Origin of the sequence: Tichowtungia aerotolerans (genome assembly GCF_009905215.1) — a bacterium.
In the GTDB taxonomy this organism is placed as follows: domain Bacteria; phylum Verrucomicrobiota; class Kiritimatiellia; order Kiritimatiellales; family Tichowtungiaceae; genus Tichowtungia; species Tichowtungia aerotolerans.
Map to the genome: position 1 here is coordinate 602756 of NZ_CP047593.1, position 13769 is coordinate 616524.

The window sequence follows — 13769 nt, forward strand, 5'->3', positions numbered from 1 at the left end:
GGGTGAGAAAACTAACTGTCTTTTAAAAGGGCATTGAGCTGTCGGGCGGCGGTTTTGGGATTGCTTAAGACACCGGGACCGCTCATGCAGCCGCCTTCGCAGCACATGACTTCGACGAAGTTTCCGCCACAACCACGGGTGGCGGCCATTTTGAGCTGAAGCAGGGCTTTTTTATCGAGGCCGTCAAAACCAACGGGTTGCAGATTATTTTCCTGATCAGCAAACTGTGTCTGGATGGCTCCGGTCACACCGCCGCTGACGGCGAAGCCGCGCCCGGCAGCTTCGGCGGGCTCATCAATCACCGCGGCTTCGCATTCCTGAACATCAATGCCGGCGGCAATAAGCATGGCTCCCAGCTCTTCAAAGGTCAGAACATAATCCACATCGGAGCTCTGAAGTGCTTCCACTCGTTTGGCCATACACGGGCCAATGAAAACCGTGACAGCATCCGGCGACGTTTCGCGGACGAAACCGGCGCTGATCGCCATCGGCGACGGCGTATGCGACACGAATTTTCCAATCTCTGGAATATGTTTTCTGACCGCTTCGACGTAAGCCGGGCAGCAGGAGGTGGTCATAAAAGCATCACCGGATTCGATCCGCTCTTTCCACTCTGCGGCTTCACGCCGGGCGGTCTCGTCTGCGCCAGTGGCAACTTCTTCGACCGCATCAAAGCCAAGCCGGCGGAGAGCGGTTATAATCTGTTCGAGATTCCCGGGGAACTGTCCGATTACCGATGGTGCCAGCATGGCGACGACCGGCCGATCTTCTTTCAGTCGACCCAGCACGTCGATCATCTGCGAGCGTTCCTGAATGGCAGCAAAGGGGCAGGCCCGAGTGCACTGCCCGCAGGAAATACATTTTTCCTGGTCAATGATTTCACGCCCGGTTTCATCTTTGGAAACCGCATTGACCGGACAGATTTCTTCGCAGGGAACGGGACTTCGCACAACAGCGTTGTAAGGACAGGCTTTCATGCAGAGTCCGCAATCAACACATTTCCCGGAATCGATCACGGCCCGGCCGTTGACGATTTCGATGGCATCTTTCGGACAGTTGGTCTGGCAGGCCCTCCCGAGACAGCCCCGGCAGGTGTCAGTAATCACATAGCGGCTTTTCTGGCAGGCATGACAGGCAATATCAATCACTGTCAGCCCGATATCTTTCACGCAGGTGCGCTGCTGCGCTTTTTCGTAGTATTCATGGAGCGAGGTCAGTTCATCGGTTTCGTCTTCGACTCCAAACCCCAACGCCGCCATAGCCCGATACTTGAGAACCTCGCGATCTTTATAAACGCAGCAGCGGGAGGACTCGCCGGACCGCGGCCGCATGTCAATCGGGATGCGATCAATGGCGCGGAGCTCTTCTGAAAAAAATGCCCTGGCAACCCGCACGAGCACCTCTTTGCGGATTCGATTGGCCTGGTTATCATACTGTTTCATAATTCATTCCTTTTTCTCCACTGAGCAGAAGGTCGCAGGCCGCCACCAGATTTTCGACGGACGCATTTTCGATTAAAGCTCCGTTAACCGTTGCAAACGGAGGTCGCCCGTTATCCGGCACACTGCAAACCCCCAAACAGCGTGCGAAGCGGATGCTCACAGATCCTTTCAATCGCTCCGGCAGCTCTTCGGCGAGGCTCATTAAATGTCCTGCTCCCATTACGAAGCAGGTTGTTCCTGTACAAATCTCGACATCAACAATCTTATCCATGCTCTCTCCAGTTTCAGATGTATCGAATATTCACTTCCTTTAAGTACTTCTCCTCCAGAACCCGCTTGATGCGCTTCATCAGGTTGCGACGGATTTCTAGATCCACCGGCAAATTGGGATCCTGATGCGCATCGTTAATGCGTGTTCCGACCACCAGTTCAATGACATCACTTTCCAGCAGCAGGTCGACGAGCTGGGTCGCCGCATTTGCAGTCGGCGACGAATCTCCGTGGTCCAGCCGGCGCAGCACTTCGGTCAGCGTTAGAATCCCCTCGGTGACCAGATCCACGCCTTCCATCCGTGATACCGGCGGCAATGTGGAGCGCCCGCGCAGGATTGGCGTGTGCAGCGGCCGCCCCAGTTCGCGCGAAACAATCTCGGCACTGGTTCCCCCGCAAACGGCCGTGCGCCCGTCGAATTCAGCGAGGAGTCCGGCGACCTCCCGGTCGCGGGAGGAATCGTAGGGCGGTCCGGAAAGAACCAGTGTGCGTCGCGGACGCCGCACATAAACGGCGGCACAGGTCGTGTCGTCTCCCGCCCGCCGGGACGGTTCTTTGTTCAACGCTTCGCGGACAATGCGACGGACGAGTGTCCGGGCGGAGATTTCAGGATCGTCCGATAGCAGAGACTGCACAAAGTGTACAACGCCGCTGTGTCGCCATCCCAATCGATAATTCGGAGTGCCCATTCCGGATTCAGTGATGCCGTCTGAAAAGAAAATGATGCGATCCTCCGGCTGCGGAACACAGGTCGTAATGCGTACCGTCCGGTAATCCCGCTGACGGCTGCCAAGCTCTTCAAACGGCAGGTCGATCACGCGGCCCTGACGAATATAAATAAAACGGGGACTGCCCTGCTCAACGATGCGGATCGAACGATGCCCCTGACAGTCAACAATCGTATAGGTCGCATAACCGATCTTACGAACGGCACAGATCGGCAGAGCATTCATCATGATTTCCGCCGACCGCTCCATATCCAGCTCGCTCAGGGTGAATTTCAGCGCCATCTGGGCGGTCATAGCAGCCAGCACATTGGCTTTCACGCCACTGCCAAGGCCGTCCGACAGCACCGAAACAAGCCGATCGGTCAACGGATCGCGATTGGACAGGAAGACATCCCCGCACGCGAGCTCCGATGCTTTGCGCACCTGATACACCTCGACTTCTTTGAAGAGATTTTCCATTACGGCTTCCTCTCCGTTACATAATCTTCGGCGATCGAACGCAGCAGGATCTCGGTGTCGGCCATGTGCTCGCCAAGCTTAAACGCCAGCTCCTGAACGGTGGCCAGATTCTTGTCGATCACTTCGCGCGCGCGGGTGGCAATATGCTCACGGCGCAGTTCCGCAGAGGTCACATCCAGCAGAATTCCGCCAACCGTTTCGTGCGGCTCAATGGAAAACACCGTCAGACTGATCAGGCGCTCATCAATGTGTATGATGTCGCGATGCTGTTCCTGCCCGCTGTCGAGAACGCGCTGAAAGATTTCCGGGAACGGCACCACCTTGCGCAGGTCCACGCCTTCGAGGCCGGGCCGGGCCTGATAGCCCAGCAGCAGGTCGCCGCCGAACATGCGGGCAAGGTTTTCATTACATTCCACCACGCGCAGATTGCTGTCGGCAATCACCACACCGGACGGCATACTGCGCAGCAGCGCATTGGCTTTGCGCTGCGCTTTTTTCCGAAGGTTGGAAACGCACATGGACGGCTCGGCACGCCCGGCGAGCACCGCCAGCGCAAAAGCGCGGCAGGTGTCATACCCGCAGCCGCCGCAGTTGATTTCGTCTTCTGCAGTGCGTTTGCCGATGCGGGCCAGCGCCATACGGACCTGCGAACTTTCCACCGGACTTTCCGGCGGATCGCAACTGACAAACTGACGATTCAGGTTGGGCACCTGAGTTTCAGAGACACTGGCAGCACACGGCACATGCCGACGAATGTCGAGCTCTCCTCCCAATGTATTTTCTTTCTCCACACAGGGACCGCCCAGACATCCGCCGCTGCAGGCCAGCAGTTCCAGAAACACCGGCTCAACCGGCGGGCGCAGCCGAAACCCTTCGAGGGCATGTTTAATGTTATTAAGCCCCGCAACGCTGAGCAGACGTGTCGAACTGTCTCCAAGAAGAGAACGCAGGGTTTCGTTCATGCCGCCTGCGACCGGATATAATGCACCATCGCCGGCCGAATGCGGAACAAACGGGTTGTCCATTCCATCCGGCACATCGGCATCCAGTGCAAGATCCTCTTCATCCAGCCAGCGGAGCAGATCTTCGAATGTCAGAGCCGCATCCACCCACTGACGACATTCGTCGGCTTCGGATTTTTTTGCGATGCACGGGCCGACAAACACTACGCCGATATCCTCTCCGTAAGATCTGCGCAGAAACTGTCCATGCGCCAGCATCGGCGAAACAATCGGCGTAAAAGCATCCGTCATATCCGGTATGTACTTGCGGATATAATCAACCGCAACCGGACAGGCCGTCGAAAGCGTCACAGCCCGTTCATTGCGCCCGAGCAGTTCACTGACCGCCTGATTGACCAGTTCGGCACCCAATGCTGTTTCGCTGACACCTTCAAACCCCAGCTTTTTCAACGCGGCCACCAGAGCTCCGGGCGCAACACCCGGAAATGCAGCCGGATAGGATGGAGCCAGCGACACAAAGACCTTCGCCTTGCGGCTGAGCAGATATTGAACCCGGCCCAGGTCATCACGGATCCGCTTGGCACCCGCCGGACAGACTTCAACACAGCGACCGCAGGCAATACAGGCATCGGGAATCACGGCCGCCCGCCCCTTTTCCACCTTGATCGCTTTGACCGGGCACTGGCGCAGGCACTTGTAGCAGTCCTGACACTCTGCTTCGACTGTATACACTGGAAACACCTTATTCATCGTCCTCCTCCCCGGCTGGACAAAACTCATTCAGGATATCAAGCAGAGTTTCCCGATCGACCCGCCCGAAGCGCCGACCGTTAACCGTTACGTTCGGCCCGTCGGCACAGCAGCCTTCGCAGCGGCTCCCGGCAAGAACCACGCGCGCCTCCATGCCGTGCTCTTCCAGATAGTCCTCAATCACCTCCAGGTTGGTTCCGTTTCCGCGCGCATAGCAGGAACTTCCCATACAGATCGTCATCTCAATTGTTTCATTTTCCGTCTGGCTCATCTCAATCTCCCGGCAGCCCTGTAAAATTTTTTGATATTTCGATTGCATACAGTACACTGTTATCGATATATGTCAATCGATTTAACGATATCGATCCTGCCCGATCGAAATTTTGCAAACCCTCAAACCGGGAGAGAGATGATGACGACGACGGAAATGAAACAACTGGATAAGATGATCCAGAAGGTAAAGGCAGCGCAGGCTGCTTATGCGGACTTCCCGCAGGAAAAGGTGGATGCGATTTTCCGCAAAGCGGCCATCGCAGCCAACGTGGCCCGTATCGAACTGGCCAAGGACGCCGTGACAGAAACCGGCATGGGAATCGTGGAAGACAAGGTGACCAAAAACCACTTCGCTTCTGAGTACATCTACAACAAGTACAAATGCACGCAGACCTGCGGCGTACTCGAACGCGATGAAACCTTCGGGATCACCAAAGTCGCCGAGCCCATCGGAATCATCGCCGGAGTCGTGCCGACCACAAACCCGACGTCGACTGCGATTTTCAAAGCTCTGATCGCGCTGAAAACGCGAAATGGAATTATTTTTTCTCCGCATCCGCGCGCAAAAGTATGCACTGCAAAAGCTGCCGCAATCGTCTGCAAAGCAGCCGAAGAGGCCGGCGCACCGGAAGGGCTGATCGCCTGCATCGAAGAACCGTCTGTCGCATTGAGTAATGCGCTGATGAGTCACCCGGACATCGCGCTGATTCTCGCGACCGGTGGACCGGGTATGGTGAAAGCGGCTTACAGCAGCGGAACTCCCGCTGTGGGGGTCGGCGCCGGGAACACGCCCGCCATCATCGACGAGACCGCCTGCATTAAAACGGCCGTCAACAGCATCCTGATTTCCAAGACCTTTGATAACGGCGTTATCTGCGCATCGGAACAAAGCGTCGTCGTCGTCGATGAAGTTTACGCCGAAGTGAAAGCGGAGTTCAAAAAGCGCGGAGCCACCATCCTGACCGCCGCCCAGAAGAAAAAAGTCGGCGCAACCATTATGGTCGACGGGCACCTCAACGCGAAAATCGTGGGACAACCCGCCGCTAAAATCGCTGAGCTGGCCGGGATCAAAGTCAATGCCGACACCAAAGTGCTCATCGGTGAAGCGAGCAAAATCGGCGCCGACGAACCGTTCAGCTACGAAAAACTCAGCCCGGTTCTGGGCCTGTACAAAGCTTCTGACTTTGCTGACGCCGTCGTCAAAGCCGAAGCGCTGGTGGCCGCGGGCGGGATCGGTCACACCTCGGTACTCTATACCGACCCGCTGAACGACGACCGCATCAGCGAATTCGGCGCCAAAATGAAAACCGGGCGAATTCTGGTCAACACCCCGAGTTCGCAGGGAGCCATCGGTGATTTGTACAACTTTAAACTCGAACCCTCGCTGACTCTCGGTTGCGGAAGCTGGGGCGGCAACAGTGTCAGCGAAAACGTAGGAGTGAAACATCTGATGAATGTGAAAACGGTCGCGGAGCGCCGCGAAAACATGCTGTGGTACAACGTGCCGAAAAACATCTATTTCAAGTACGGCTGCCTGCCGGTCGCTCTGCGCGATCTGGCCGACTGCAAACGTGCCTTGATTGTGACCGACAAGCCGCTGCTGGAACTCGGCCTCGTCACCAAAGTGACCGACGCACTGACGGCCGTTAACGTAGACTATCAGGTCTTTGCAGACGTCAAGCCGGATCCGGATCTGAGCACGATCAAAGCCGGGCTCAAAATGATGAACGGATACAACCCGGACGTCATCATCGCCCTCGGCGGCGGCTCTCCGATGGATGCAGCCAAAATCATGTGGCTGATGTACGAAAGCCCGGAAACCAGGTTCGAAGATCTTGCGATGCGCTTCATGGATATCCGCAAACGCATCTGCACCTTCCCGGAACTGGGCAAAAAGGCCAAAATGGTCTGTATCCCGACCACCAGCGGAACCGGTTCGGAAGTTACGCCGTTCGCCGTCGTCACCGACGACAAGACAGGCGCGAAATATCCGATTGCCGACTACGCCCTGACGCCGGACATGGCCATCTGCGATCCGGAATTCGTGATGGGCATGCCGAAATCTCTGACGGCGTTCGGCGGTATCGATGCGGTCACGCATGCGCTCGAAGCGATCGTCAGCGTGATCAGCACCGAGTTCACCAACCCGCAGGCGCTCGAAGCACTCCGACTGCTCTTCAAATACCTGCCGGAATCCTACGAAACCGGCGATCGCAAAGCGCGCGAAAAAGTGCACTACGCCGCAACGCTGGCCGGCATCAGCTTCGCCAACGCCTTCCTGGGCATCTGCCACAGTATGGCGCACAAACTCGGCGCGGCCTATCACCTGCCGCACGGACTGGCCAATGCGCTGCTGATCAATGAAGTGATCAAGTTCAACGCCACGGACAATCCGATCAAGCAGGCTGCGTTCTCGCAGTACAGCTGGCCGACCGCGAAAGAGCGTTATGCCCGCGTAGCCGACTACCTCGGACTCGGCGGCGACACCAACGACCAGAAGGTGAAACTGCTGATCAAAGCGATCGAGGAGCTGAAAGCCAAACTCGGCATTCCGAAAAGCATCAAGGACGCCGGCGTGGATAAAACGGAGTTCTACGCGAACCTCGATCAGCTCGCAGAAAACGCATTCGATGACCAGTGCACCGGCGCCAACCCGCGCTACCCGCTGATCAGCGAACTGAAAGAACTATATACAGCAGCCTACGAAGGCAAATAAGTAACTCCAAAGCTTTCCAGAGGTTGGACCTGCCGAACCGGTTAGGCTGCTCCGGTTTCCAACCTTTGGAAGGCTCCTTCTCTTTGTCAGAAAATTCGTTATTCTTTAGGGCAAAGCCATTTTCAAAGCATCCGTTTTACCAGTCTACGTGCAGGAATAATTATAGCTCCAGTGCTATGCCATGTTGACCGCAAGATACTTCTCTTAGCAGCAATCAGGCAAAAATTGATCGCGTCGCACCCGAGAAAGGACAACCAAAGCCCCGGAATGACAGAACCTCATTTTATTTCCAGAGCTTCGTCGTACGATCATAGATACAAACAACTCACTCGCTCAGTTCCACTTCGAGCTTCAGAAACGACTGCGTTTCCTCTGCGGTTGATATCCGGGTGGTTACGCTCTCGAATTCGTCATCAATTGGAGACGAACTAAGTTCTTTGATCACATTGGTCATGGCAGCAGTTACCAGTTCGGTACCTGACACAACCGTATAGCTCAACTGGCGATCGGCAGCATCGAGACGGCGAATGTAGGTGTAATATAACCAGTTCGATCCTCCGTCTTCGCCTATACTGAAGACCGGCAGCACACTCGCGGCATCGGAGCCTGTCGGGTTTCCGCCCAGAGCATACTCAAGCAGGTTGTTCATAGAGTCCTGGTCAGGATCGTCAGCATAGCCGGACGATTCTCCGAGCATCGGGTACTGGTCGATCCATGTGGAATAAGTGTTGAGTTCCAAAACGGCAGGCAGCACCTGCAGTTTAAAATTGTCGAAAACAGCTTCCGGCGAACTCCCGGAAGATTCTCCGTGCCAGAGATAAAGACCGCCGTAACCGCCGTCAAAAACCACCGAAGAGGCCGATGATACAATCTGGTTTAAAACCGTGCTGCTCCCTTTTTCAGTGATTGTATAATCAATGGTTCCCGCCGAGTCGCAGGAGACCGTAAAAGTATACATTTTCCCAGCTACCGAGTTGGAAATCATGCTGGCATTACCGGCTTCCACATTGGAAATCGATCCGTTCACCACTTTCACAACCTGCGCCTGAGTGGTTCCGGTTTTGATACGAAGCGCATAAAAGTTGTTTTCGTCCTGAATATTAAAAGCCACGCCTGCATACGTTCCGATGTTTTTTGTCCGAACATCCGCCGTAAACATCCAGTTGGTTCCGTCTCCTGCGGTCCCCGCATTCATGGCCAGGCCGGTATTGTATATCATATAGTTCATATCAATGTCTGCAGGCGCATCAAAGTTCAGCTCGTCACCCTTTCTGGCAATCCGAAAGGCATTTATAGTTTCATAAGGATTGACCCAGCCTACTCCGATAGCCTCGACGGCATTTGTGGAATAGTACCACGATCCATCAAACGGATCATACAGCTCTGTTCCCTGCGAATAATCAACGGGTACAACTGTCTGAATGCTGAAATTATCGAAACCCGCCTCGGGAGAGTTGCCGGCAGCTTCTCCGTGCCAAAGATAAAGCCCCCCGTACCCGCCGTCGAAAACAACTGAAGCGGTCGATGATGTAACCTGATTGAGTACGATACTGCTTCCCTTTTCGGTGATGGTGTAATCAATGGTCCCCGCTTCGTCGCATGTAATGGTAAAAGTGTACAGCTGCCCTGCCTCTGTGTTCGATACCATACTGGTGCTGCCGGCTTCTACATTGGAGACCGATCCGTTCACCACTTTCACAACCTGGGCCTGAGTAGTTCCGGTTTTGATGCGAAGCGCATAGAAGTTGTTTTCGTCCTGAATATTGAAGGCAACTCCGGCATAAGTACCGTTGATTTTCGTCCGGACATCCGCGGAAAGAGTCCAATTGGTTCCGTCGCCTGCCGAAGTTCCAGCGGCCAGTTCCATCCCTGTATTGTAGATTATGTAGTTCATGTCGATACCCGAAGGTGCATCGAAATTCAATTCATTATCTTTGATAGCAACCCGGAAGGCGCTTGTGGTTTCATAGGGGTTGACCCAACCCGCTCCTATCGACTCGGCGGCATTCGTAGAATAGCTGGTTGCACCGTCAAATGTATCTGTAAAACTAAACCCTGCGGCCCAACCTGAGCTGTACCCCAGACAAAGCAAAACGATCATTGCCGTTCCTGCTGTTTTTATTCTCTTCATCCCCGACTCCTTTCTTTTTTGTTTTCACCTCAACGGACCCCGGATCGGCACCGATCCCGCCCAAAATCACTTCTTTTGCAACGGATCTATTATATCCGAACCCTCGTCAATGTCAAAAAATTTTTACAATATACCCCTTTTTGTATACTATATATACTCAAAAGGCGAGATTTCCTGTTTACTGAAATAATCCAACTCGCCGAAAAAACAAAAGGAAGCACAAATAGATACCCCAAGACACTGGTAAAAATGTGTTTACAAAAACAGGACCCGCCACTAATCGGAAGGAGCGCTAACCACTTGATTCAATTCAACCGTTTCCGAAGCGGATTTTTTTAGAATCACATCTTCTTCGCTAAACGTTGCCATATAAATATGACGTTCTTCAGTACGGTTATAATCATAAACAATCCGAATAAGCCCATCAGATGACTGCTGTCCATCCGGATAAGACACTCCGTGTCGTTTATCAAGCAGCAAACCACCAACCCAGGTTCCCCCATCATCGGTGGAAAGAAAAGCCGTCAGGTGCGAGCGCCCGGTTTTTTTCATAATAGCCCCGTGTTTAACAAGCAAGAGATTTCCGGAAGCCAAACGAGTAATAAAAAATCGACTGCTGGGATGCAAAATGTCAGAAGGAGTCAGAGCGGTCCATGTCGACCCCCGATCCATTGATATACTTTCTCCGATTCCATATTTTGTGCGTACCAGCATCCAAAGAGTTCCATTTTTACGTTCGACAATCGTGTGCTCATCGTACGCACGGACATCAACCGGAATATTACACCCTCCGCGTACCGCCCAGGTTTTTCCAGAATCCTTTGATACAACCATTCGAGCGCTACAATCCATTGTTTTCCAAATGGAAACCGGAAGAACCCATTCCCCGGTTAAAAGCACAACCGGCTTACACATCATAACACCGTCCGTCAGACGACGAGGACAGCCCCACTGCGGGCTCTCCAAATCGGGAGTATCAGTGGTTAGGCACCACACCCCGGCAACACTGCCGTCATGCCCCACAGCTTGCGCCCAAAACAGGAACAACCTGCCATCAGGGGCCACCCAGACCTCCGGGTCAAACGCACGCACCGGACCAGTTCCATCAGGATCAACCACCAATACTTCTTTCCACGTCTTCCCGCCATCTGCGCTTGTACTGACAACAACATAATTATTCTCATCTTCATCAGGCGTAACTCCGGCGTACCAGACACTCCATAGACGGCCACCGGCAGCAACAGCCAAACTTGGAATGCCTTGAAACTGCCGGTCGGCAACTGCATGTCCGGCCTCCGGCGGTCCAAGATATCGGGGAGGATGCTTGAATAAATCAGGAACTTCAGCGGCTGATAGTAACATCGGGGACAGCACCGAAAACAGAAGGATCATGGCTGCACACATCATATTCATAAGAAGGCTCTCCCGTTTTTTTATCTTCATCAGTGCATCATCACTGAAAAATTATCAAATAAGACATCCGGCACATCAGAGCTGGACGCCGAACGCACATACAATCCGGCAGCTCCGCCCGTAAAATTCTGAGCAGCATCCTTGCCCTCTGTCGTTGGATTCAGAATTGCGGTACCCGCCGGATCGGTAATTTCAAAATTAAACTGATACTCCTCTGTGGACCGAACCCGAATAGTATAAAGTGTTCCAACCGAAAACTCTGTGAGCGCATCCTCTTTGGTGACACAGGCGGAAATGACCCCATTCACCACTCTGACGAGCTGATACCAGCGCGTTCCCGCCCGGAACCGCACGGCATAGAAATTATCCTGATCCTGATAATTGAAGACGACGCCGCCCCAAGCGTAGGTAAACATTCCGGCAACATCTGCTGAAACATCAAACCCACGTCCGTCGCCACTGATCGTTTCCTGTGCGGTATGCTGTAAAACGTATTCTCCGGCAACGTTGTAATCCGCTGCAAGCATCCCGTTCTGAAGCGCCCAGTTGACCGGGGATTCAGAAGTCCATTCATCGCCGATAACCTCGGTATTAGAAGAAAAGGTCGTGTCTGCACGGTCAAAACTGTCTTGGACCTCATCGTTAAACTTCAGGGTGAACAGTTCCGCCTTTTCAAGTGAAATCCGAAGTTTGACCGGAGCCGACGGCAAATTCATAACGCCGCCATTCGACCAGCTTAGCGGCGCGTACACGTCATCCCCTTTAAACACAGCAGCGTTTTGTCCGCAGTATTCGGCCAATTCATTTCCGTATGTATCCAACACCTCCACCACAATGCATCCGTCGGGATCCGTCGCAGCATTGATCGAAAGTCCACCGGCAACCAACAACGGTTTTGTAATAATTTCTGCCTGGCATTGTTCCGGAGAAGCACCGATCCAGCCATCCTGTCGATAACGCATAAACACCGGTGTAAACATCTGCGTTTTGGTCATGTCGCAGATTTCCTGCCAGGAGTCGTACCAGTTCATCACCGGAGAATTCTCCACGCCGTACTCTCCAACCATACGCCCGTCAAAACGGTCGGCATAAAACTCCGGTGTCACAAACGAGCGGTCATCCTTACTGTAAACAGACATGAACATAAAATGCAGAACATTGATGCACTGCATAGGTTCGTAACAATATCGGTCCCAGCTCATGCGAGTACGGTTGCCGGTTGTGATGGAATATCCGTAGTTGAAGGTTCCGGGTGCGCCGTTTCGGAGAAACGGCTCTCCACCCGGCACCCGGTTCCAGCAAATCCCGTCTCGGCTGTATGCCAGCTCCGTGTACACCTTCTGGCGCTGTACGTCGTATATCTTGTGATAGGCAAACTCCAGGCGGCGGTCCTCTTCGTACCACATGTCCACACCATAGTGCTGCGTGGACCACGGATCGTCGAGCGTCGGGGCGTCAAAGAAACGCGGCGTCCAGTTCACCCCGTTGGTTGTGCTCCACGTGACCATAATCCGCTCCGCCAGATTGTTGTCGTAATGCACAAGAAAAGGATCGTGCCGCGGAATCAGGCGGGACTGATAACAACTCAGAGTCTTTCCGTCCCGACTCAGGCGGGCCTCACCGAAATTATCATTGGAGTCCGCCCACGTTCCAATCTCATCCAATGCAAAAAGATGCTTATCAATCGTAATCGGATCGCCTAAAATTAAAACTTCGCCGCCAGGCTTTTCCCACACGGCAATCCGACTGCGGTACGGAATCGGAATATCCCCCCACATAACATTTTCTTCTGTTCCCGACCAGCGGACCCTCACCTGAGACAAATCGACTTCTCCATCCACCGCCGGATCATACCTTCTGTAAATCGGATTAGCCGGCGCCGTGGACGGCGTTGATAAATTGACGAGCGAACAATCCTTATGCCGAGCCGCAGGAGCAGAAACCACAGTCCAGTTTTCCAAGTCGGTACTCTGCACCCAGTAATTGCTCACCGTCTGTCGCGAAGCCGTTTGGGCCAGAATTTCTACGTTAAGCTTTCCATTGGAATCCATCCAGAAACTCTGGATTGAGTTTCTGGGACATTTGAGTTCAGGCCGGCTGTTCCAAGGTTCAACCGGAACCAGTTCCGCCGGGTGAACCTCCCGTTTCAGTCCGCGGGTTTGTTCCAGATACCAGTCGTCGACAAAAAACATTTTGTCGCCACCGACAGAAAACGGCCCGTCCGGCGGCTCGGGAGGAATGATTGTCTGCTTGCGAATGCCGCGCACCAGAGGCTCCGCAGCATCCCCGTCCACCGAAACAAACACCTTATATTCCCCGTCCGGCCAGCTGCTGATATCAATCAGCTCTTCACTGCGCAACCCCGGCCCGGAAAGCGTAACCGTCTGAGGGGGTGCCGGAACCTGCAATGTATTCTGCTCCTGAAACGACATCGTCACCGACATAACATCATCGGCGCTGTGTCTCTCAAATACCATAATCGCTGTATCCGTATTCAGATAAGCCGGCAGCCTGGATTCCACATTCAGCTGGTCTGTTTGCACTGCGGAAGCTGTTTCGACCGCAAAGAACAGATTCAGCAATACCGTTATTCCCGAGAACCAATGCATCATTCACCTCCATAGC

The 13769-nt window shown here is 53.8% G+C and carries 9 protein-coding genes; 1 reads left to right on the forward strand and 8 read right to left on the reverse strand.

Going from position 1 to position 13769, the window contains the following annotated elements:
* Positions 1–11: 11 nt before the first annotated feature.
* From GT409_RS02550 to GT409_RS02570, 5 genes are read right to left on the reverse strand one after another with little or no spacing between them, the layout of a single operon-like run.
* Positions 12–1442, reverse strand: a complete 1431-nt coding sequence (locus tag GT409_RS02550; RefSeq protein ID WP_160626647.1) for a monomeric [FeFe] hydrogenase — start codon at positions 1440–1442, stop codon at positions 12–14.
* A complete protein-coding gene (locus GT409_RS02555) occupies positions 1429–1713 on the reverse strand; it encodes an NADH-quinone oxidoreductase subunit NuoE family protein (protein WP_160626649.1) in 285 nt (94 codons plus the stop codon). The genes GT409_RS02550 and GT409_RS02555 overlap by 14 nt, the downstream gene beginning before the upstream one ends.
* A 13-nt stretch (positions 1714–1726) precedes the next feature.
* Positions 1727–2899 (reverse strand): SpoIIE family protein phosphatase, encoded by a 1173-nt coding sequence (locus tag GT409_RS02560; RefSeq protein ID WP_160626651.1) that lies wholly within the window; start codon positions 2897–2899, stop codon positions 1727–1729.
* Positions 2899–4611, reverse strand: coding sequence for a [Fe-Fe] hydrogenase large subunit C-terminal domain-containing protein (locus tag GT409_RS02565; protein WP_160626653.1), 1713 nt, complete (start codon positions 4609–4611; stop codon positions 2899–2901). The genes GT409_RS02560 and GT409_RS02565 overlap by 1 nt, the downstream gene beginning before the upstream one ends.
* A complete protein-coding gene (locus GT409_RS02570) occupies positions 4604–4882 on the reverse strand; it encodes a (2Fe-2S) ferredoxin domain-containing protein (RefSeq protein ID WP_160626655.1) in 279 nt (92 codons plus the stop codon). The genes GT409_RS02565 and GT409_RS02570 overlap by 8 nt, the downstream gene beginning before the upstream one ends.
* A 69-nt stretch (positions 4883–4951) precedes the next feature.
* Between GT409_RS02570 and adhE the strand changes: the two genes are divergently transcribed.
* Positions 4952–7600 carry a bifunctional acetaldehyde-CoA/alcohol dehydrogenase gene (gene adhE / locus GT409_RS02575; protein ID WP_160626658.1) on the forward strand — a complete coding sequence of 883 codons (2649 nt, stop codon included), beginning with the start codon at positions 4952–4954 and terminating at the stop codon, positions 7598–7600.
* Positions 7601–7925: 325 nt separating this feature from the next.
* Here the strand turns inward: adhE and GT409_RS02580 are convergent, their stop codons facing one another.
* From GT409_RS02580 to GT409_RS02590, 3 genes are all read right to left on the reverse strand, one after another.
* Positions 7926–9731, reverse strand: coding sequence for a hypothetical protein (locus GT409_RS02580; RefSeq protein WP_160626660.1), 1806 nt, complete (start codon positions 9729–9731; stop codon positions 7926–7928).
* Between the two features lie 276 nt (positions 9732–10007).
* Positions 10008–11144, reverse strand: a complete 1137-nt coding sequence (locus tag GT409_RS02585) for a sialidase family protein (RefSeq protein WP_233231591.1) — start codon at positions 11142–11144, stop codon at positions 10008–10010.
* Between the two features lie 29 nt (positions 11145–11173).
* A complete protein-coding gene (locus tag GT409_RS02590) occupies positions 11174–13756 on the reverse strand; it encodes a hypothetical protein (RefSeq protein WP_160626661.1) in 2583 nt (860 codons plus the stop codon).
* Positions 13757–13769 lie beyond the last annotated feature (13 nt).

What these genes read in the sequence shown, in the direction of transcription:
- GT409_RS02550 (WP_160626647.1), bottom strand. Translation starts at nt 1,442, where the DNA reads ATGAAACAGTATGATAACCAGGCCAATCGAATCCGCAAAGAGGTGCTC.
- GT409_RS02555 (WP_160626649.1), bottom strand. Translation starts at nt 1,713, where the DNA reads ATGGATAAGATTGTTGATGTCGAGATTTGTACAGGAACAACCTGCTTC.
- GT409_RS02560 (WP_160626651.1), bottom strand. Translation starts at nt 2,899, where the DNA reads ATGGAAAATCTCTTCAAAGAAGTCGAGGTGTATCAGGTGCGCAAAGCA.
- GT409_RS02565 (WP_160626653.1), bottom strand. Translation starts at nt 4,611, where the DNA reads ATGAATAAGGTGTTTCCAGTGTATACAGTCGAAGCAGAGTGTCAGGAC.
- GT409_RS02570 (WP_160626655.1), bottom strand. Translation starts at nt 4,882, where the DNA reads ATGAGCCAGACGGAAAATGAAACAATTGAGATGACGATCTGTATGGGA.
- adhE (WP_160626658.1), top strand. Translation starts at nt 4,952, where the DNA reads ATGTCAATCGATTTAACGATATCGATCCTGCCCGATCGAAATTTTGCA.
- GT409_RS02580 (WP_160626660.1), bottom strand. Translation starts at nt 9,731, where the DNA reads ATGAAGAGAATAAAAACAGCAGGAACGGCAATGATCGTTTTGCTTTGT.
- GT409_RS02585 (WP_233231591.1), bottom strand. Translation starts at nt 11,144, where the DNA reads ATGAATATGATGTGTGCAGCCATGATCCTTCTGTTTTCGGTGCTGTCC.
- GT409_RS02590 (WP_160626661.1), bottom strand. Translation starts at nt 13,756, where the DNA reads ATGATGCATTGGTTCTCGGGAATAACGGTATTGCTGAATCTGTTCTTT.